Source organism: Arthrobacter sp. 05T410, assembly GCF_056396505.1.
This window is the reverse complement of record NZ_JBFTLP010000004.1, coordinates 194,988-213,101: the sequence shown is the minus strand read 5'-3', so window position 1 is coordinate 213,101 and position 18,114 is coordinate 194,988. Positions and strand designations below refer to the sequence as shown.

15 protein-coding genes are annotated in these 18,114 nt (G+C 69.4%); 7 read left to right on the top strand and 8 right to left on the bottom strand.

The window, feature by feature from the left end:
• The first annotated feature begins 27 nt into the window (after positions 1 to 27).
• The 7 genes from AC1DFR_RS07800 to AC1DFR_RS07770 all read left to right on the top strand — a co-directional run bounded on the left by AC1DFR_RS07800 (position 28) and on the right by AC1DFR_RS07770 (position 9,278).
• The gene (locus AC1DFR_RS07800; protein ID WP_476857160.1) at positions 28 to 1,458 is read left to right on the top strand and encodes a DUF6421 family protein; all 1,431 of its coding nucleotides are present in this window, start codon (positions 28 to 30) and stop codon (positions 1,456 to 1,458) included.
• On the top strand, positions 1,455 to 2,243 hold the full coding sequence (locus AC1DFR_RS07795; RefSeq protein ID WP_476873104.1) for an SDR family oxidoreductase: 789 nt from the start codon (positions 1,455 to 1,457) through the stop codon (positions 2,241 to 2,243). Before AC1DFR_RS07800 ends, AC1DFR_RS07795 begins: the two co-directional genes overlap by 4 nt.
• Before the next feature lie 128 nt (positions 2,244 to 2,371).
• A complete protein-coding gene (locus AC1DFR_RS07790) occupies positions 2,372 to 3,460 on the top strand; it encodes a threonine aldolase family protein (RefSeq protein ID WP_028277018.1) in 1,089 nt (362 codons plus the stop codon).
• A 72-nt stretch (positions 3,461 to 3,532) separates the two neighbouring features.
• Entirely contained in the window at positions 3,533 to 4,180 is a 648-nt protein-coding gene (locus tag AC1DFR_RS07785) for a DUF3000 domain-containing protein (protein WP_018772438.1), read from the top strand.
• A 61-nt stretch (positions 4,181 to 4,241) separates the two neighbouring features.
• Positions 4,242 to 5,600, top strand: a complete 1,359-nt coding sequence (locus tag AC1DFR_RS07780) for an HRDC domain-containing protein (protein WP_243179289.1) — start codon at positions 4,242 to 4,244, stop codon at positions 5,598 to 5,600.
• 148 nt (positions 5,601 to 5,748) lie between these two features.
• On the top strand, positions 5,749 to 7,086 hold the full coding sequence (locus AC1DFR_RS07775) for a thiolase family protein (protein WP_476873103.1): 1,338 nt from the start codon (positions 5,749 to 5,751) through the stop codon (positions 7,084 to 7,086).
• Positions 7,083 to 9,278: a 3-hydroxyacyl-CoA dehydrogenase NAD-binding domain-containing protein gene (locus tag AC1DFR_RS07770; RefSeq protein WP_476851498.1), complete on the top strand. Its 2,196-nt coding sequence runs from the start codon at positions 7,083 to 7,085 to the stop codon at positions 9,276 to 9,278. The genes AC1DFR_RS07775 and AC1DFR_RS07770 overlap by 4 nt, the downstream gene beginning before the upstream one ends.
• 158 nt (positions 9,279 to 9,436) lie before the next feature.
• On the opposite strand, the gene AC1DFR_RS07765 is transcribed toward AC1DFR_RS07770, so the two are convergent.
• From AC1DFR_RS07765 to dxs, 8 genes are all read right to left on the bottom strand, one after another.
• The gene (locus AC1DFR_RS07765; protein WP_476851497.1) at positions 9,437 to 11,053 is read right to left on the bottom strand and encodes an ABC transporter ATP-binding protein; all 1,617 of its coding nucleotides are present in this window, start codon (positions 11,051 to 11,053) and stop codon (positions 9,437 to 9,439) included.
• Complete coding sequence (locus AC1DFR_RS07760) at positions 11,050 to 11,808, bottom strand: energy-coupling factor transporter transmembrane component T (protein ID WP_476851496.1); 759 nt, start codon at positions 11,806 to 11,808, stop codon at positions 11,050 to 11,052. Before AC1DFR_RS07760 ends, AC1DFR_RS07765 begins: the two co-directional genes overlap by 4 nt.
• A 78-nt stretch (positions 11,809 to 11,886) precedes the next feature.
• The gene (locus AC1DFR_RS07755; protein WP_476851495.1) at positions 11,887 to 12,708 is read right to left on the bottom strand and encodes an ECF transporter S component; all 822 of its coding nucleotides are present in this window, start codon (positions 12,706 to 12,708) and stop codon (positions 11,887 to 11,889) included.
• 144 nt (positions 12,709 to 12,852) lie between these two features.
• On the bottom strand, positions 12,853 to 13,881 hold the full coding sequence (locus AC1DFR_RS07750) for a nucleoside hydrolase (RefSeq protein WP_476873131.1): 1,029 nt from the start codon (positions 13,879 to 13,881) through the stop codon (positions 12,853 to 12,855).
• A gap of 113 nt (positions 13,882 to 13,994) precedes the next feature.
• Positions 13,995 to 14,972 carry an aldo/keto reductase gene (locus AC1DFR_RS07745; RefSeq protein WP_476851494.1) on the bottom strand — a complete coding sequence of 326 codons (978 nt, stop codon included), beginning with the start codon at positions 14,970 to 14,972 and terminating at the stop codon, positions 13,995 to 13,997.
• Positions 14,973 to 15,043: 71 nt separating this feature from the next.
• Positions 15,044 to 15,262 carry a helix-hairpin-helix domain-containing protein gene (locus AC1DFR_RS07740; protein ID WP_026537002.1) on the bottom strand — a complete coding sequence of 73 codons (219 nt, stop codon included), beginning with the start codon at positions 15,260 to 15,262 and terminating at the stop codon, positions 15,044 to 15,046.
• Between the two features lie 66 nt (positions 15,263 to 15,328).
• Complete coding sequence (locus AC1DFR_RS07735) at positions 15,329 to 15,886, bottom strand: hypothetical protein (RefSeq protein WP_476873102.1); 558 nt, start codon at positions 15,884 to 15,886, stop codon at positions 15,329 to 15,331.
• A gap of 74 nt (positions 15,887 to 15,960) precedes the next feature.
• Positions 15,961 to 17,934: a 1-deoxy-D-xylulose-5-phosphate synthase gene (gene dxs, locus AC1DFR_RS07730; RefSeq protein WP_476873101.1), complete on the bottom strand. Its 1,974-nt coding sequence runs from the start codon at positions 17,932 to 17,934 to the stop codon at positions 15,961 to 15,963.
• Between the last annotated feature and the right edge of the window lie 180 nt (positions 17,935 to 18,114).

Below are 18,114 nucleotides of genomic sequence, written 5' to 3'. Positions count from 1 at the left end.
CAGCAAACAGAAAGGCGACCGTCGACGATGACCACGACCGCTCTTACCGCCCCCGCCCCGATCACCGCCGGCAACCAGGAATGGCTGCGGCTCAAGGCTGCCGCCACCGCCCTGCGCGCCCTCCAGGTCCAGGACGGATCCGTGCCGGATGCCGAAGCCCACGAAGCCGCGGCCGGCCACGTCGCAACCATCACCGCGGCGGTCGCGGCCCTGGCCCCGTCCTTCCCGCACGACGCGAACTACCTGGAACTGCTGGTCACCGACTTTGACCGCTGGGCCGATGGCGGCTTTGGGGTCCCGGACTTCCTGGATTCCCTGCAGGCGTTCCAGCCGCAGCAGCACCGGGTCAACGGACTCCAGCACCTGGTCGTGTTCCCGATGTACACCCAGAACGGCAGCAGCAGCCGCCTCGTCGAGGCCGTGCTGATCGAGGTCATCTGGCCGGAATTCATCGGCGGCCTGGAAGCCGGCGAATACTCCAACAAGCTCTTCGTCCCGATCCGGTTCCTCGACTTCACCGCGGGCTACGACACCAACTCCGCAGTCCTGTTCCCCGAGACCGTCGCGGTCCGCGAGACCCCGACGTTTACGTGGGGCGCGATCTTCGCCGACCGCGAGGCCGCACGCTTCCGCCGCGTCCTGCGCGCCGCCGCCGAGATCACCTCCCTGCAGCTGCCCGAGGACGCCGCCGGGCTCCTGGAGGACCAGCAGCTGACGCAGGAAACCTTTGTCATGTGGGACCTGATCCACGACCGCACCCACATGCGCGGCGACCTGCCCTTCGACCCGTTCATGATCAAGCAGCGCATGCCGTTCTTCCTCTACTCACTGGAGGAGCTGCGCTGCGACCTCACCGCCTTCCGCGAATCCGTGAAGATCGAGAAGGACGAGGACGCTGACCCGGAGGCCCGCCGGCACGCCAAGCTGGTCCAGTACGCCGTGATCTTCGACCGCATCTTCCGCTTCGCCATCACCGGCACGCGCGTACGGAACTACGACGGCCTTGGCGGCCAGCTGCTCTTCGCCTGGATGCACCAGCACCACGTCCTGCACTGGACCGACAGCAAACTCAGCATCGACTGGGACGAGGCTGCCGACGTCGTGGTTGAACTCGGCGCGAAGATCGAGGAACTGTACTGGCGCTCGATCGACCGCCCCAAGATGGCCCACTGGCTCGCCGCCTACGAGCTCATCTCCGGCACGGTCACGCCCAACCCGGCCTCGGTCTGGGCCAAGGGTCCGGACGCCCTCCCCCTGGACGGTCCGCCCCGCGGCCTCACGGACCAGGTCCTCGACGACGAGTTCCCGCTCTCCATGTTCTACGAGGCGCTGGAGAAGAAGATGCGGCCCGTCATCGACTCCACTGCCGGCATCACCGGGTCGTCAGACATCAGCACAGATACCGGCACTGACACGGGATCAGAGTCCGGCGGCACCCAGGCCCTGAACGCCGGATGAGTGCCGGACGCACTTTGAACGTGCTGGTCACGGGGGGCAGCGGGCCGTCGGGAATCGCGACGGCCCGCGCCCTGCGCGGCGCCGGCCACAGGGTCTTCACGGTCGGATCGGATGCCGCGCGCATCGAGGCAGCCGCCGCCGAGGCCGGCGACGGCGTCACGCCGCTCGCCTGCGACCTCGCCAGCCTGGCCGACGTCCGCGCCCTGCGGGAAAGCGTTGCCGGCCTGGCCGGACGCGTCGACGGCGTTATCCACCTGGTGGGCGGCTGGCGTGGCGCGAAAGGCATCACCGACCAGAGCGACGACGACTGGGACTTCCTGGAGCGCAACGCCGTCACCACCCTGCGGAACGTTACGCGCGTCTTCTTCGACGACCTCGCTGCCTCTGAGGCAGGACGCTTCGCCATGGTGTCCTCCACGGCGGTAAGCGCCCCGACGGCGGCGGGGGCGAGCTACGCCGCGGCCAAGGCGGCCGCCGAGGCCTGGACGCTGGCGGTCGCTGACGGCTTCCGCCGGGTCCACGCCGCGGGCAATGCCACCGGCACAGGCACTCCAGAGCAGGACAGGGCGCAACAGGATAACGCCGGACAGGACAGCGCCGCGCTGCGGAGCGCCGCCGTCATTTTCGTGGTGAAAGCCCTCGTTGACGCGAAAATGCGGGCCAAGGCCCCGGACCGCAAGTTCCCGGGCTTCACGGACGTGGCTGACCTGGCGGCTGCCGCAGCGGGACTCTTCAACGCTCCTGCCGGCGACCTGAACGGCCAGCGGCTGCTGCTCAGCCGCTGAACTGCCCCTGATTCCGCGGCCCGGATCCAGGGCCCCAGCGTCTGTGGCACAGGGTCTGGGACCCGATCCAGGGCCCCGGGCTTAGCCCGGGCGGCCCGACCTCTTAGACTGAAAGCGTGAGCAAAACGATGACCAGCACAGTTGAAACTGTCCCTGCCGGCACTGCGGTGCGGCTCCACGATCCCTCCGTCCGCGGCTTCGCCTCGGACAACTATTCCGGCGTGCACCCGGAAGTTCTTGCGGCCCTGGCCGCCGCCAACGAAGGCCACCAGGTCTCCTACGGCGAGGACGATTACACCGCGCGCCTGCAGCAGCTGATGGAAGAGCACTTCGGCGAAGGCATCGAGTGCTTCCCGGTGTTCAACGGCACGGGAGCCAACGTCCTGTCCCTGCAGTCGCTCCTTCCGCGCTGGGGTGCGGTCATTTGCGCTTCCACCGCCCACATCAACATGGACGAAAACGGTGCACCGGAGCGGATCGGCGGCATCAAGCTGCTGCAGGTCCCCACCACCGACGGCAAGCTCACCCCCGCACTGATCGACCAGGAAGCCTGGGGCTGGGGCGATGAGCACCGCGCCCAGCCGCTGGCCGTGTCCATCACCCAGACCACCGAGCTTGGCACCTGCTACACCCCGGACGAGGTCCGGGCCATCGCTGAGCATGTCCACGCAAAGGGCATGAAGCTGCATATGGACGGTGCCCGGCTGGCCAACGCCGCCGCCCACCTGGGCGTCCCGCTGCGGGCCTTTACCCGTGACGCCGGCGTGGACATCCTCTCCTTCGGCGGCACGAAGAACGGCCTGCTGTTCGGCGAGGTTGTGGTCGCCCTGAACCCGGAGGCCGCACACGGCCTGGTCTACCTGCGCAAGATGAACATGCAGCTGGCCTCCAAGATGCGGTTTATGTCCGCCCAGTTCATTGCCCTCCTCGAGGGTGAGCTGTGGCTGCGCTCGGCCTCGCACGCCAACGCCATGGCCGCCCGGCTGCGCGCCGGCGTCGAGGCGATCCCCGGCGTCGAACTGACGCAGAAGACCGAGTCCAACGGCGTCTTCGCCGTCCTGCCTGCCGGTGTCGCGGACCGGCTGCGCAAGTCCTTCCGCTTCTACGACTGGAACGAGGCGGCCCGCGAGGTCCGCTGGATGTGCTCCTTCGACACCACCGAGGATGACGTTGATTCCTTCATTGCGGCCATCAAGCGCGAGCTCGCCGCTGCCTGAGCCGTGCAACGCTTCCCCTGCCCGGCGGCGAGCCTGCCGGGCAGGGCTCCGGCCGTTGCATAACCTTCCAAGGTGAGCTCCCTCGATCAGGTTCCGGCAGATTTCCTCTTCGCCCTGGGGACCCTTCGGCAGGCACGGTGCCGCAGCGAGCTGCACCTGGACGAAATTCCGGCCCCGTCCCGGCTGGCACCGTTCGCGGTGGCCCTGGGCGCGGAAGTGATCGGCCCGGGCGACTCCCCCGCCGGCGGACCGGTCCACGGCCCGGCCGCCGCGGCCCTGGCACGGGCGTCCGGCAGCGACGACGTCGAGCTGGCCACTGGCCGCTTCATTCTGCTCCACGATCCCGACGGCTCTGCCGTATGGGACGGGGAATTCCGGATCGTCACCTACATCCGCGCCCAGCTGGAACCCGAGATGGGCAACGACGAACTCCTGGGGTCCGTGGCGTGGACCTGGCTGGTCGAAGCGCTGGAGAACCATCAGGCCCCCTACCGCTCCGCCGGCGGCACCGCCACCCGGGTGCTCTCGGAGAGCTTTGGAACGTTGTCGGACCGGCCGAATTCAATCGACATTGAGCTCCGGGCCTCCTGGACCCCGGCCACCCCGGACATCACCTCGCACCTGGAGGCGTGGTCGGACATGGTCTGCACCTTCGCCGGGCTGCCGCCCCTGCCCGAGGGCGTCACGGCCCTTCCCCGCCGCCCCCGCGGACACGCATGAGGCCCCTGTTCGGCCGCGGTCACGGCCCTATACGCCATGTTGTCGGTAAACTGTAGAGACCATGACCCCTCAGAATCCGGAAATCAGCACGGCCGGCGCCAGTCGCACTACGGCCGAGGCCGCTGACACCACAGCCCACATCACCGTGGAAGGCTTCGACAGCCTGGTCCCTGAAGTGATCGACCTCGACATTCCCCGCGACGGCGTGCCGCTGGTCATTGAAACCCAGTCCGGACTCGAACGCTGCGCCGCGGCCCTCGCCGCCGGCCACGGCCCTGCGGGCGTGGACGCGGAGCGCGCCTCGGGGTTCCGCTACGGCCAGCGCGCCTTCCTGGTCCAGATCCGGCGCGAAGGCTCCGGAACCTGGCTGATCGATCCCGAACCTTTCGGGGACCTCAGCATCATCAATGACGCTTTGCGCGGCGTCGAATGGATCCTGCACGCCGCCAGCCAGGACCTGCCCTGCCTGTCCGAACTCGGCATGTGGCCGGACAAACTCTTCGACACCGAGCTCGCCGCCCGCCTGGCCGGGCTGCCCCGGGTGGGCCTCGCCGCCGTGATCGAACAGCTCCTGGGCTTCGGCCTGGCGAAGGAACACTCCGCCGCCGACTGGTCCACCCGCCCCCTGCCGGAACCGTGGCTGCGCTACGCCGCGCTCGACGTCGAAGTCCTGACCGAGCTGCGCGAGGAACTGATTGAGCTGCTCGTGGCGGACGAGAAGCTGGAATACGCCGAGCAGGAATTCGCCGCCATCCTCGAAGCCGGACAGGCCCCGCCGCGCGTTGATCCGTGGCGCAAGACGTCCGGGCTGCACCAGATCCGGGACCGACGCCAACTGGCCGCAGTCCGGGAGCTGTGGCTGGAACGCGATTCCCTGGCCCAGAAACGTGACGTCGCCCCCGGCCGGCTGATCCCGGACTCCGCGCTCGTCGCCGCGGCCAAAGCGATGCCCTCCACGGTTCCCCAGCTCCTGGGCACCAAGGGCTTCCACGGCCGCGCCGCACAGCGGGAAGCCCCCCGCTGGCTGCGCTGCATCGGCGTGGCCCGGGCCCTGGAGGACCTGCCGCCGCTGCACCTGCCCACCAACGCTCCCCCGCCCCCGCGCGTCTGGGCGGACCGGGACCCGGAGGCGGCCGCCAGGCTCGCCACCGCCCGTCCAAAACTCCAGGCCAGGGCCGAGGAACTGAACCTGCCGGTGGAAAACCTGCTGACCCCGGACTATCTTCGGCGGGTCGCCTGGCGTCCACCGGCAGAATGCAGCGAGGAAGGCGTGGCCGAGGAACTGGCGAACCTCGGGGCGCGCCAGTGGCAGATCGAAATCACGGCTCCGCTCATTGCCGAGGCTTTCCTGCACCCCGAGCCGCTGCCCGCGAAGGAACCCAAGGCCGCTGCGGAGGCGCCGTCGGGTTCCACGGTCTAGCGGCTCCTTCCGGGGCCGCTCATCTCCTCCTTGCCAGCTATGTTACTGGCGAGTAACATGATGCATGATGTCGTTCGGAACCCTCCTGCCTGTGGCAACCCCTGCCGCTAGCGCGGTTCCGGCACCATGTCTCAATGAGGAGTACGCCGTGAGCCAAGCCCGCACCAGCGGAAAACCCAGCAGCGCAAACCCGAGCAGCGGAAGAAACAGGACCGTGCGCGACGTCGTCTTTGTCGACGGCGTCCGCACCCCGTTCGGCCGCGCCGGCGACAAGGGCATCTACGCGGGCACCCGCGCCGACGACCTCGTGGTCAAGTGCATCCGCGAACTGATGCGCCGCAACCCCTCGCTTCCGGCGGACCGAGTCGACGAGGTCGCGATCGCCGCCACCACCCAGACGGGCGACCAGGGTCTGACCATCGGCCGCACAGCCGCCCTGCTGGCCGGACTCCCCCGCACCGTGCCCGGCTTCGCGATCGACCGCATGTGCGCCGGCGCCATGACCGCCGTCACCACGACGGCGAGCGGCATCGGCTTCGGCGCGTACGACGTCGTGATCGCCGGCGGCGTGGAACACATGGGCAACCACCCGATGGGCGCCGGCGCCGACCCCAACCCGCGCTTCATGTCCGAACGGATCGTGGACCCGGCCGCGCTGAACATGGGCAACACGGCCGAGAACCTGCACGACCGTTTCCCGGCCATCACCAAGAACCGCACAGACGCCTACGCCGTCGCCTCGCAGGACAAGCTCGCCGCAGCCTACGCCAACGGCCAGATCCAGCCCGACCTCGTACCCGTCGCCACGATGAAGCCGGGCCAGGGCTGGACCGTCAACACCGTGGACGAACCCCCGCGCCCGGGGACCTCGCTCGGGGACCTGGCCACGCTTAAGACGCCGTTCCGCGCCCACGGCCGGGTCACGGCGGGCAACGCCGCGGGCCTGAACGACGGCGCCACCGCAGCCCTGCTGGCCTCCGCCGATGCCGCCGAGGAACTCGGGCTGCCGGTCAGGATGCGCCTGGTGAGCTATGCCTTCGCCGGCGTCGACCCCGAGGTCATGGGCATCGGCCCGGTCCCGGCCACCGAGAAGGCACTCAAGAACGCCGGACTCGGGATCGGGGACATCGGGCTCTTCGAAATCAATGAGGCCTTCGCCGTCCAGGTCCTGAGCTTCCTGGACCATTTCGGGATCGCCGACGACGACCCCCGCGTCAACCGCTATGGCGGCGCGATCGCCGTCGGGCACCCGCTGGCGTCCTCGGGGGTCAGGCTGATGAACCAGCTGGCCCGGCAGTTCGAGGAGGACCCCTCGGTCCGCTTTGGCATGACCACGATGTGCATCGGCCTGGGCATGGGCGCCACCGTAATCTGGGAGAACCCGCATCACGCGGATTACGGCACCGAAACACACAGCACTGAAACACACGGCACCGCAGCACAGCACGCAGAGACCACGACCACCGAGACTGGAGCCACAGCATGAGCGCCGCTGACTTCCGCAAGCTTGCAGACCTCTTCCCGCACGAGACGGTCACCCACTCCTACGTCCAGGACATCGAACTGCCGCCCGTCGACGGTGGGGAGACGACTGACGGCAAAAGCCCCGGCATCTTCGCGCTGGTCACCCTCGACAACGGCCTGGACCACTCCAAGCCCACCACCCTCGGACCCAACACCCTGATCGAACTCGGCACGGTCCTGGAAGGACTGAAGGAACGCGCCGCCCGGGGCGAGATTGCCGGCGTCGGCGTCACCGGCAAGCCGTACTTCCTCGTGGCCGGCGCCGACCTCTCCACGGTCAAGTCCGTCAGCGGACGCGAACAGGGCCTGTGGATGGCCCAGCTCGGCCACGACGTCTACGCCACCCTCGCGAACCTCGGCGTGCCGAGCTTCGCATTCATCAACGGACTGGCCCTGGGCGGCGGCCTGGAGATCGCGCTGCAGTCCACCTACCGCACGGTCTCTACCGGCGCCGGCGCTCTGGCCCTTCCCGAGGCGTTCATCGGACTCATCCCTGGCTGGGGCGGGGTCCACATCCTGCCGCGGCTGATCGGGCCGGAGAACGCCCTCAAGGTCATGATCGAAAACCCGCTGAGCAACAACCGCACGCTCACCGGGCCGCAGGCCTACCAGCTGGGCATGGCGGACGCGATGTTCGAGCCGGCCGACTTCGTGGAACAGTCCCTGGCGTGGGCCGCGAAAGTCATTGCCGGTGCCGTGGCGCCGGAGCGGGCGAACGCCGTGGACCCGTCCGCTCCGGAGGTCGCCGCCCGCTGGGCGGCCGCCGTCGCCAAGGGCCGCGCCTTCGTGGAGGCCAAGACCTCCAACGCTTCCCCGGCGCCCGCCAAGGTCCTGGACGTCATGGAGGCCAACCGCACCCTGACCCAGGCGCAGTCCGCTGAGCTCGAATGCGAGACGCTCGCCGACCTCATGCAGACCGACGAGTTCCGCTCCACGGTGTACGCCTTCCTGGACCTCGTGCAGCGCCGCTCCAAGCGTCCAGCCGGCGCCCCGGACCGCAAGCTTGCGCGCCCGGTGACGAAGATCGGCGTCGTCGGTGCCGGCCTGATGGCCAGCCAGCTCGCCCTGCTCTTCGCCCGCCAGCTCAAAGTGCCCGTGGTCCTCACGGACATCGACCAGGCCCGCGTGGACAAGGGCGTGGGTTACGTCCACGCCGAGGTGGAGAAGCTGCTGGCGAAGGGCCGGATCAGCCCCGACGCCGCCAACCGCACCCGCGCGCTCGTCACGGGATCAGTTTCGAAGGAGGCCTTCGCCGACGCCGACTTCGTCATTGAGGCCGTCTTCGAGGAACTCAACGTCAAGAAGCAGGTCTTCAAGGAAGTCGAGGCGATCGTCTCGGAAGAGTGCATCCTCGCGACCAACACGTCCTCGCTGTCCGTCACCGCGATGGCGGAGGACCTTGAGCACCCCGAGCGCCTGGTCGGCTTCCACTTCTTCAATCCGGTGGCCGTGATGCCGCTGCTGGAGATCGTGCGGGCACCGAAGACCGACGACGCCGTGCTGGCCACCGCGTTCGAGCTCGCCAAGGGGCTCAAGAAGTCGGCGGTGCTGGTCAGGGATGCCGCCGCGTTTGTGGTCAACCGCGTCCTGCTGCGCCTCATGGGTGAAGTCACCGCGGCCTTCGACGAGGGCACCCCCGCCGACGTGGCCGATAACGCGCTGCGGCCGATGGGCCTGCCCATGACGCCCTTTGTGCTCGGCGCCATGGTGGGCCTGCCCGTGGCGCAGCATGTCCAGGAATCGCTGCACACGGCGTTCGGGGACCGCTTCAGGGTCTCGGCGAACCTGCAGGTGCTGATCGACAACGGTGTGACGTCCATTTGGGCCGTGCAGAACGGCACACCGGTGCCGGGCCCGGACGGCAAGCCGTTCATACCGGCCGAAACCCTGGCGCTGATGTCCTTTGGCAGCACCCCGTCCACCGGCGAGGAGGTGCTGCGCCGGACGCAGGACGCCCTGGCGGAGGAAATCGGGCTGATGCTCGAGGAAGGCGTTGTGGCCGGTCCCGAGGACATTGACCTCTGCATGATCCTCGGCGCGGGCTGGCCGATGTTCCTGGGCGGGATCACCCCGTATCTGGACCGGGTGGGCGCCTCGGAACGGGTCAACGGCAAGAAGTTCCTGGCCCCGGGCGTGGCGTCAGAGCCGGCCTAAAGCCAGGCTTCACCGCTCGCTTTTGTTGGCGCCGCCGCCCGGACTTTGGTCCGGGCGGCGGCGCTGCTTTCGGGAGAGTGGCCGGGCATCCCGGCGGCGCCATGACGTGGGCAGCCTCGATGTCTGCGTTGGATTCCGTGCCTACCCCGCGGCCCCAGTCAGATTTCCCGCAGGCTCCCGCCGCTGAGTTCCAGGACGCGGTGCGCGTTCCTCCGTGCGTAGTCCAGGTCGTGGGTGACCATGACGACGGCGGCGCCCCGCGCGGCGGCGCGGTCGACGGCGCCCTGCAGCGCCTCGAGGCCGTGCCGGTCCAGCCCGACGGTCGGTTCGTCCAGGGCCACCACCGCCGGTTCGCGGGCCAGGACCGTGGCCAGGGCGAGCAGCCGCTGCCGGGAGGCGGACAGCTCGGCCGGGTGTGCCTCCTCGGTACCGGACAGGCCCACCGCGGCCAGCGCGGCCCGGGCCTTGCCCTCGGCGCCGGCCTTTCCGGACAGTTGCCGGAGTCCGAACGCGGCTTCCCGCAGGACGGTGCGTTCGAAAAGCTGGTCCCGGGGGTGCTGGAACAACAGGCCCACGGAGGCCGCGACCTTTCCCACCGGCTCGCCGGCAATGCTGCGCCCGCAGACCAGCACGTCCCCGGCCGAGGGCCGGAGCAGTCCATTGAAGTGGCGCAGCAGTGTCGACTTGCCGGCGCCGTTGAGCCCGGTCACGGCGATGATCTCGCCCGGGCGCACGGCGAAATCCACGTCCCGGAGGACCCGGTCCTGCGCGCCGGTGCCGTGCCGACGCGGGTCCCGAGCGTAGCCGAACCCAACCCCGCGCAGTTCCAGCGATGCCGGGCCGGGACCGGGCGCCGCGGCAGGCACCGGCCCGGGATGGCGGGCGCCGGCGGCGACGCCGGACCCACTGGCCCCCAGGACGCCGGACCCAATACCGCTCGGCCCAATGCCGCCGGGCCCGCCTACGCCAATCACTCCGGCGCGCTCCAGTTCGGCCGAGCCCGCCAGCTGCGCCGGCGTCCCGGCAGCGGTGACCGTCCCGGCAGCGGTGACCCTCCTGCCGTCGGGCCCGGTCTGAGCGTCAAGAATCGTCCAGTGCGTGGCTTCCCCGGCGAGCCCGTCGGCTGCCTGGCTCAGGAGGACGACGCCGGTCCCGGCGCCGCAGAGGCTGCGGACCAGGGCCTCGACTTGCGCGGCTCCGGCCGCGTCCAGCGATGCCAGCGGCTCGTCCAGGATGAGCACGTCCGGTTCCGTGATGACGGCGCAGCCCACGGCGAGCCGGCGCAGCTCCCCGCCGGAGAGCGTGGCCGGGTCCCGGTCCAGCAGGTGAGAGAGTCCGGTGCGGGCGGCGGTGCGCTCCACCGCGCGGAGCATGTCCTCCCGGGCCGTCGCGCGGTTTTCCAGGCCGAAGGCCAGCTCCTCCGCGACCGTGGCGCGCACCGAGGAGAGCATCGCCGCGGCGTCCTGCGGAACGAAGGCCACGCGGCGCGACCACTCGGCCGGGTTGATCCGGGGGTCCTCGGGCACGCCGCGGAATTCCAGCACCGTGCCGCCAAGCTCCAGGCTGCCGCGGAATTGTCCGGCGTGACCGGCCCGGAGCCAGCCGGCCAAAAGTTTGCCCAGCGTGGATTTTCCGCTCCCGGACCCGCCCAGGACGGCGGTCAGGGAACCCGACGTGACCGAGAGTGCGGCATCCCTCAGCACCGGGGTGTCATCGCCGTGGAACGTGAACGCCTCGATCCGGATCTGAAGCGCCGTGCGGGTGGTGGCCGTCATGACACCGCCCCGGCAGGCCAGGAGGCCACAATCCGCCCGGCGACGGCGGCCGCCGCGAATACCAGTGCGGCTGCCCGGCATAGCCGCTGGGCGGGCGGGTCGGCGACTTCGCGGTAGCTGGTCCGGGGCCCCGGGCTGCCGAAGCCGCGGGCGTCGAGCGCCTGGGCGCGGCTTCCGGCGTCGTCAATCAGGGCCAGGACCAGCGGCACCATCTGCAGACGGAGGGTGCCGAGGCGGGACAGCAGGCCGCGTCCGACCACCATCCCGCGGGTTTCCTGGGCCTGCCGGATCCGGTCCAGGCGGCCCGCGACGGCGGGCAGGAGGGTGAGCGTGGAAGCCAGGACGAAGCCGAACTGCGGTGGGATCCTGCGCCCGGCGAGGGCGGAGACGAGGTCGGGGACGCTCACGGTGAAGGAAAAGAGCAGGAATACCAGCACGCAGGCCGTGGTCCGGGTTCCCAGCTCCAGCGCGAAGCCCAGACCCTCGGCCGTGACCCTCGCCGGACCCCACTGGGCCAGCACGGTCTGGCCCTCAGGGAAGAAGAGGCCGTGCAGCACCAGCAGGGACAGGCACAGAGGCGTCAGGATCACGGCTCCTGCGGTCAGGACGCGCCCCGCAATGCCATGGCGGGCGGCAAGGATCACCGCGGCGAGGGCCACGGCAACAGACAGCGGCCAATAGGCGGCCGCCGTCGTGACGACGGCGGCGCATACGGCGAGGGTCAGCGCGGTGAAGGGGTGCAGTCGCGGTGTCATGGTCGCTGTGTCAGTGTCTCAGGGTCAGTGTCGCTGTGGCAGTGTCGCAGGGTCGGGGTGTCCCAGCCGCAGCGGGGCTCAGGCGTCCGGCGCTGCCGGGGCCTTGCCGGCGAGTACCCGGTAGCGCCGCACGAAGGGGAACTGGAAGGTGGCGCGGCGGGGCAGCGCGTAGGCGAGCAGCGCCGCGATGGTGAAAACGATCGCCTTGTCCATGGGGTCGGAAATCAGTGCCTGCTTGGTGATGGCGGCGAGGAGGGTGTCCCCCATGGCGCGGAAGGCGCTGACGATCGCCCCGGTACCCAGCCCTGACGTGCCGCCAAAGACGAACGCGGCGATCGGGGCGGAGACGACGCCGGCCAGGATGCCGGTGACGAAGCCGGCGACGGGGGCGAGGTAGAAGCGGCGGAACAGCCCGCCGCGCGCGGCCATGCCGGCGAGGAATCCGATCAGGGCGGCACCGGCGGCGAACGGCAGAACGGTGGGGTTGAAGAAGGACCAGACGATGCTGCTCAGCGCGCCCGTGGCGGCACCCGCTGCGGGTCCGGCGAGGACGGCGATCAGGACGGTGCCGATCGCGTCAATGTAGAACGGCAGGCCCGTGCTGCCCATCAGCTGTCCGAGGACCACGTTCAGGACCAGCGCCACCGGGATGAGGACCACGGTGGAGGTGGGCAGCGCCGGCAGGACGGCCACAATCAGCAGCACAGCGCCGAGCAGGAAGCCGCCGAGGGCAACGAGGGCCGAGAAGCTGGCCGGGCCGTTGGCAATGTCAGCGGGCTGGGTCAGCACCAGGAAGATGTAGGTGGCGGCGATCGCGGCGGCGCCGGCGATTTCGAGCAGGCGGCGCCTGCGGCCGGCCGCCTGTCCAGGGGCAATGATGGTGAGGGCTGGCTGTGACATGAGGGGTGTTCCTTTGGCTGGGTACAACAAGTTCCGCCTCATGTCACCTCGGCGCAGCTACCATCCTAGCGAGCGGCGACCATTGTAGCGATCTGCAGACCCGTCCGGGCACTCCCCGCATTGGCCCAGCCGTACTGTCCGGTTTCAGGCCACCGGCGCCCGGGGGCCCACCGCGCGCGCAAGGGCGCCGATCGAGGAAATCAGTTCGTCGAAGCACTGCCCGGGGTTGTTGTCAGAGACGATCCTGACGTTCGGCGCCAACCCCCACAGCCCGCGGAAATCGGCCACCGTGGTGCCGATCAGCAGGGGCGAATCCGTTTCGACGTCGACCGTGGCCAGCCGGGTGGCGAACGGTGTGCGCCCCGCTGCAGCGCAGGCCGCGAAGGCGTCGTGCACGTGCGCCACATAGCCTTGGTCATAGAGGCGGTGAAATTCCATGTAGAAGCGCAGGGCGTCGGACAGGCAAGCGACGAGGGGGTTCCCGGACTGGCTCCGCTGGCCTTCGGACTGCTCCGGGAGGACGAGTTCGGGCTCCGGTGCACCGGCGGCCTCGCCAAGTCGGCGCAGGTGCTCCGGGTGCATCTCGATCCGCTCGGTCATTTCCAGGGCACACAAGATCGGCAGTTTGTCCTCGGGCAGGCCCCGGTAGGCGGCAAACACCTCCTTGGCGGCATGCGGATCCACCGAGGTGTTCCATTCGGCCGTAGGGGTGGTGTTGCCCTGGTAGTAGAAGCTGCCGCCCATGATCACAAGTCCCTTGAGCAGCCGGGGAAGTTCCGGTTCCCGGCGCAGGGCCAGGGCGAAGTTGGTCAGCGGTCCGGTGATCAGGCCGGTGAGCTCCCCCGGGTGCGCCCGCGCCTCCTCGACCCAGACGTCGACGGCGTGCCGCGCCGAGATCTGCTGGCGCGGCGGCGGCAGCTCGGCATAGCCGATGCCCTGCGGCCCGTGGGTCTCCTCGGTGGTGACCAGCGGGATCTCCAGCGGGACCTCGGCGCCGATGGCCACCTCGATGCCCTCGCGGCCGCAGAGCTCCAGCAGGGCCAGGTTGTTCAGCGCCACCTGACGGGCCCCGACGTTCCCGGCGGTGCACGTGATCGCCTGGACGTGGACCTCGGGCCGGGACAGCAGGTAGACCAGGGCCAGGGCGTCGTCGATCCCAGTGTCGACGTCCATCAGGATCGAATGCGTCACGGCAGGTACCGCCGCCCGGGCGCTTGCAGCACTGTTCAGACCAGCACTGTTCATACGATCAGTGTTCAGACCTGGACCGTTCAGAACTGGACCGTTCAGAACAGCGCCACCTTGGGCGTGCGCGGGAAGAGGTCGTCCAGCTCGGCGAGGTCGGCCTGGCTGGGTTTCCAGGCCACGGCGGCGGCGTTCTGGCGCACCTGCTCCGGCGTGGTGGCGCCGGCGATGACGCTGCTGACGGACGGCTGGGCGGCCAGCCAGGAGAAGGCCACCTGGACTTCGTTGAGCCCGCGGTCGGCGGCGAACTTGCCGAAGGCACCCAGCTGTTCCCAGTCGGCGTCGTGGACCAGGTTGGTGCGGGTGTGGCTGAGCCGGCTTCCCTCGGGGGCCCGGCCGGCGGAGTATTTGCCGGTCAGCAGGCCGTTGGCGAGCGGGAAGTACGGCAGGACGCCCAGGCCGTAGGCCTCGGCCGCCGGGGTCACCTCGAGTTCGGCGCGCCGGTCCAGCAGGTTGTAGTGGTTCTGGCTGGAGATGAAGCGGGCTCCCCCGCGGGCGCGTGCCACGTACTCAGCCTCGGCGATCTGCCAGCCGGCCCGGTTGGAGTGGCCGATGTAGCGGACCTTGCCGCTGGTGACGAGGTCATCGAGGGCCGAGAGCGTCTCGTCGATGGGCGTGAGCGGGTCCGGGGTGTGGAACTGGTAGAGGTCGATCCAGTCCGTGCCGAGCCGGCGCAGCGAGGCCTCCGCCGCCTTGATGATGTAGCGGCGGGATCCGCGCGCACCAAAGTCCTCGCCGTTGGCGCCGCGCATGTCCATGCCGAACTTCGTGCCGATGACCGCATCGTCGCGGCGGGAACCGAGGGCCTTGCCGAGCATTGACTCGCTGAGGCCGGGCTCGCGGCCGTAGGCGTCCGCGACGTCAAAGAAGGTGATCCCGGCGTCGAGCGCCGCATGCACGACGGCGTCGGTGCCTTCCTGCGATTCGGTCACGGTCCCGGACCGGCCCAGGTTGTTGCAGCCAAGTCCCACGACAGAGACGGACAGTCCGGAATTTCCAACGCGGCGGTATTCAGTCATGGTTTTAGCCTATATCGCCCCGGCGGGTGCCCCGGCCAGGCCGCCGCGGGCGGCGGAGAAGCGGGACCCCGCTACCCTGCCGGCAGCTTCAGCCCGTGCTCGTCCATGGCGTCCTGGAGCTGCGCGAGGGTGCGGGGGCAGACGCCCGGCATCCCGGCAAGCCGGCGCCGGCCAAGCTGCACGAGGTGTTCGAGGGTCTCGACCCCCGCGTGCGCGAGCGACTTTCGCGCCGGCGCCGCGAGTCCCGCGGGCAGCGGGGTGCAGCCTGGTTTCGAGGGTTTGCGCGTCATTGCGTTGCCTTTCAGTCCGTGCCCCCAAACTGGTGTGAGCCGTGCCCGGCTCCTTGCCCGTGCTGCCTACAGCGTGAAGCCGTTTGCCGGCTTCGGCGAGTGCTTGAGCTTGAAAGTATCCTCGCCAAACGGCGCGGCGCCAATGCTCAGTTTGGTGAAGTCGAGGTCTTCGCCGCGGATGCAGACCTTGATGGCGTTGACCGTCTTATTAACGTCCGGGGTGAGGCAGAAGATGTTGAGCCGGGCGTCGGAAAATTCGCTGCGGTCCACGATCCCCAGGCCCCGCCAGGCCAGATGGCTGATCAGGGCGTCTTTGGCTTTTTCCTCGAGGTACCGGTCGCGGCTGGTCCCCTCTTTGGTCTTGAGCGCGTACTGGGCCACAACCCAGGACTGTTCCTCCGCCGGAATTTCGGCGTAGCCGTCCTCGGCGCACTGCGCCGCGAAGGCGTCCATGAGGCGCTCCGCGGCCTCCGCGTCCGCGACGTCCGTCTCGTCCGTCTTGCTCTGGTGTCCGACGACGCCGTGGTTCATCACGAACTGGCTGTAGTCCTCATCAAACCAGGCCTCCCTGAAGTGCAGGGTGCCCTCTTCGTCGCGCTTGTAAACTCTGATAATTCCACTCATATGCCAGTTCCTTCCTGGGCCGTCCGGCGCCGGATTCAGTGGCGCCCACGGGTAGTGCTCAACGGATGTGCTGGCTACAGCTGCGGGATGCTGCCGGTGCTGGGATGTTCCTGGCCGGGCAAGGGGCGCGCAAACGGCACCTTGGTGCCCAGGACCTGGGCGACGACGTCGTGCGTGATCTGCTGGGCGGTCAGGCCCACGCGTTCGAGCACCTGGCTGCGCGTGCCGTGTTCGAGGAACTCGACCGGCAGGCCCACCTCGTTGAGGGCAGTGTCCACGCCCGCGGCACGCATCTCCTGGCGGATCCGGGAGCCGACGCCGCCGGCCCGCACACCGTCCTCGATGCAAATGACCAGGCGGTGGCGCGCGGCGAGATCGATGATGGACTGCCGGACCGGGAGGACCCAGCGGGGATCCACCACCGTGGAGCTGATGCCCTGGGCACCGAGCCGGCCGGAGACGTCCAGCGCGAGTTCGGACATGGCACCCACGCTGACGATCAGGACGTCGTTCTCGCTCGAGCCCGCGGGCCGGCGGGCCAGCACGTCCACGCCGTCCTCCAGGCGTTCGACCGCATCGACTTCGGGGCCGACGTTGCCCTTGGAGTAGCGGAGCACGCTCGGGGCGTCTTCAATGGCCACAGCCTCGCGCAGTTCCTCCCGCAGCCGGGTGGCGTCGCGCGGCGCGGCGAGGTGCAGCCCGGGGACGATCTGGACCATGGCCATGTCCCACATGCCGTGATGGCTTGCGCCGTCGGGTCCGGTGACGCCGGCCCGGTCCAGCACGATCGTGACGCCGGCTTTGTGCAGGGCGACATCCATCAGCAGCTGGTCGAAGGCGCGGTTCAGGAACGTCGCGTAGACCGCGACCACCGGGTGCAGTCCCCCGAACGCCATGCCGGCAGCCGAGGTGAGGGCATGCTGCTCGGCGATGCCGACGTCGAACACGCGCTCCGGGTGCCGGGCGGCGAACTTGTGCAGCCCGACCGGAATCAGCATGGCACCAGTAATCCCGACGATGTCCTGGCGCTCGTCGGCGATGTCGGCGATCTCGTCGGCGAACACCGCGGTCCAGGACTTCGCGCCACCGGCTTCGGTGGGTGCGCCGGTCTCCGGATCGATGATCCCCACGGCATGGAACTGGTCCGCTTCATGGGCGCGGGCCGGGGCGTAGCCGTGGCCCTTTTCCGTCATGGCGTGCACGATCACGGGGCCGGCATAGTTCTTGGCGGTGGACAGGGCGTTTTCCATGGCCTGGAGATCGTGGCCGTCGACGGGACCGATGTACTTCATGCCGAGGTCCTCGAACATGCCCTGCGGGGCCCACCAGTCCTTGATGCCCTTCTTCATGGCGTGCAGGCTCTTGTACGTGAACTGCCCCGCGGGGCCGCCCTTCTGCAGTTTGCGCTTCCACCACTCGAGCGTGCCTTCATAGGAGGGGGCGGCCCGGAGGGAATCGATGGTGGGGCGCAGGGATGCCAGGTAGTCGGCGAACCCGCCGACCGTCGGGGCGTACGAGCGGCCGTTGTCGTTGACCACAATCACGACACGGCGTTTCTTGTCCGCCGCGATGTTGTTGATGGCCTCCCAGGCCATGCCGCCGGTCAGTGCGCCGTCGCCCACCACCGCGACGACGAAGCGGTCGCCGTCGCCGGTCAGCTGCCGGGCGCGCGAGATGCCGTCGGCCCAGGAAAGCGAGGAGGACGCGTGCGAGCTTTCGACGATGTCGTGCTCGGATTCGCCGCGGTCCGGGTAGCCGGACATGCCGCCCTGCTGGCGGAGCGTGCTGAAATCCTGCCGTCCGGTGAGGAGCTTGTGCACGTAGGACTGGTGCCCTGTGTCGAAGACAATGCTGTCGCGGGGGGAATCGAAGATCCGGTGCACCGCGATGGTGAGCTCGACGACGCCGAGGTTCGGGCCCAGGTGCCCTCCCGTCCGGGAGACGTTGCCGATCAGGAAATCCCTGACCTCGGCTGCCAGCTGATCCAGCTGCGCCCCGGACAACTTACTCAGGTCCTGCGGATTCCGGATGGTGTCCAAGATTCCCAACGGCCCCTCCTTCGGGTGGTAGACATGCCTTTTAACTCTAACGCCTCCGGGCGGGCCGCCGCGCCGGAGGCCAGCACCGGTGCCCTGCACGCTTCACGCTCTCCGCTCCCCCGCTCCAGATCCAGCACCCGCGGCCGAAACCGGGAACGCAAAGGCCCCGGCCGGTCATTGACCGGCCGG

Coding starts and splice junctions, on each gene's coding strand:
- AC1DFR_RS07735 (WP_476873102.1), bottom strand. CDS start 15,886: ATGAGTGGAATTATCAGAGTTTACAAGCGCGACGAAGAGGGCACCCTG.
- AC1DFR_RS07740 (WP_026537002.1), bottom strand. CDS start 15,262: ATGACGCGCAAACCCTCGAAACCAGGCTGCACCCCGCTGCCCGCGGGA.
- AC1DFR_RS07745 (WP_476851494.1), bottom strand. CDS start 14,972: ATGACTGAATACCGCCGCGTTGGAAATTCCGGACTGTCCGTCTCTGTC.
- AC1DFR_RS07800 (WP_476857160.1), top strand. CDS start 28: ATGACCACGACCGCTCTTACCGCCCCCGCCCCGATCACCGCCGGCAAC.
- AC1DFR_RS07795 (WP_476873104.1), top strand. CDS start 1,455: ATGAGTGCCGGACGCACTTTGAACGTGCTGGTCACGGGGGGCAGCGGG.
- AC1DFR_RS07790 (WP_028277018.1), top strand. CDS start 2,372: ATGACCAGCACAGTTGAAACTGTCCCTGCCGGCACTGCGGTGCGGCTC.
- AC1DFR_RS07760 (WP_476851496.1), bottom strand. CDS start 11,808: ATGACACCGCGACTGCACCCCTTCACCGCGCTGACCCTCGCCGTATGC.
- AC1DFR_RS07770 (WP_476851498.1), top strand. CDS start 7,083: ATGAGCGCCGCTGACTTCCGCAAGCTTGCAGACCTCTTCCCGCACGAG.
- AC1DFR_RS07765 (WP_476851497.1), bottom strand. CDS start 11,053: ATGACGGCCACCACCCGCACGGCGCTTCAGATCCGGATCGAGGCGTTC.
- AC1DFR_RS07755 (WP_476851495.1), bottom strand. CDS start 12,708: ATGTCACAGCCAGCCCTCACCATCATTGCCCCTGGACAGGCGGCCGGC.
- AC1DFR_RS07780 (WP_243179289.1), top strand. CDS start 4,242: ATGACCCCTCAGAATCCGGAAATCAGCACGGCCGGCGCCAGTCGCACT.
- AC1DFR_RS07750 (WP_476873131.1), bottom strand. CDS start 13,881: ATGGACGTCGACACTGGGATCGACGACGCCCTGGCCCTGGTCTACCTG.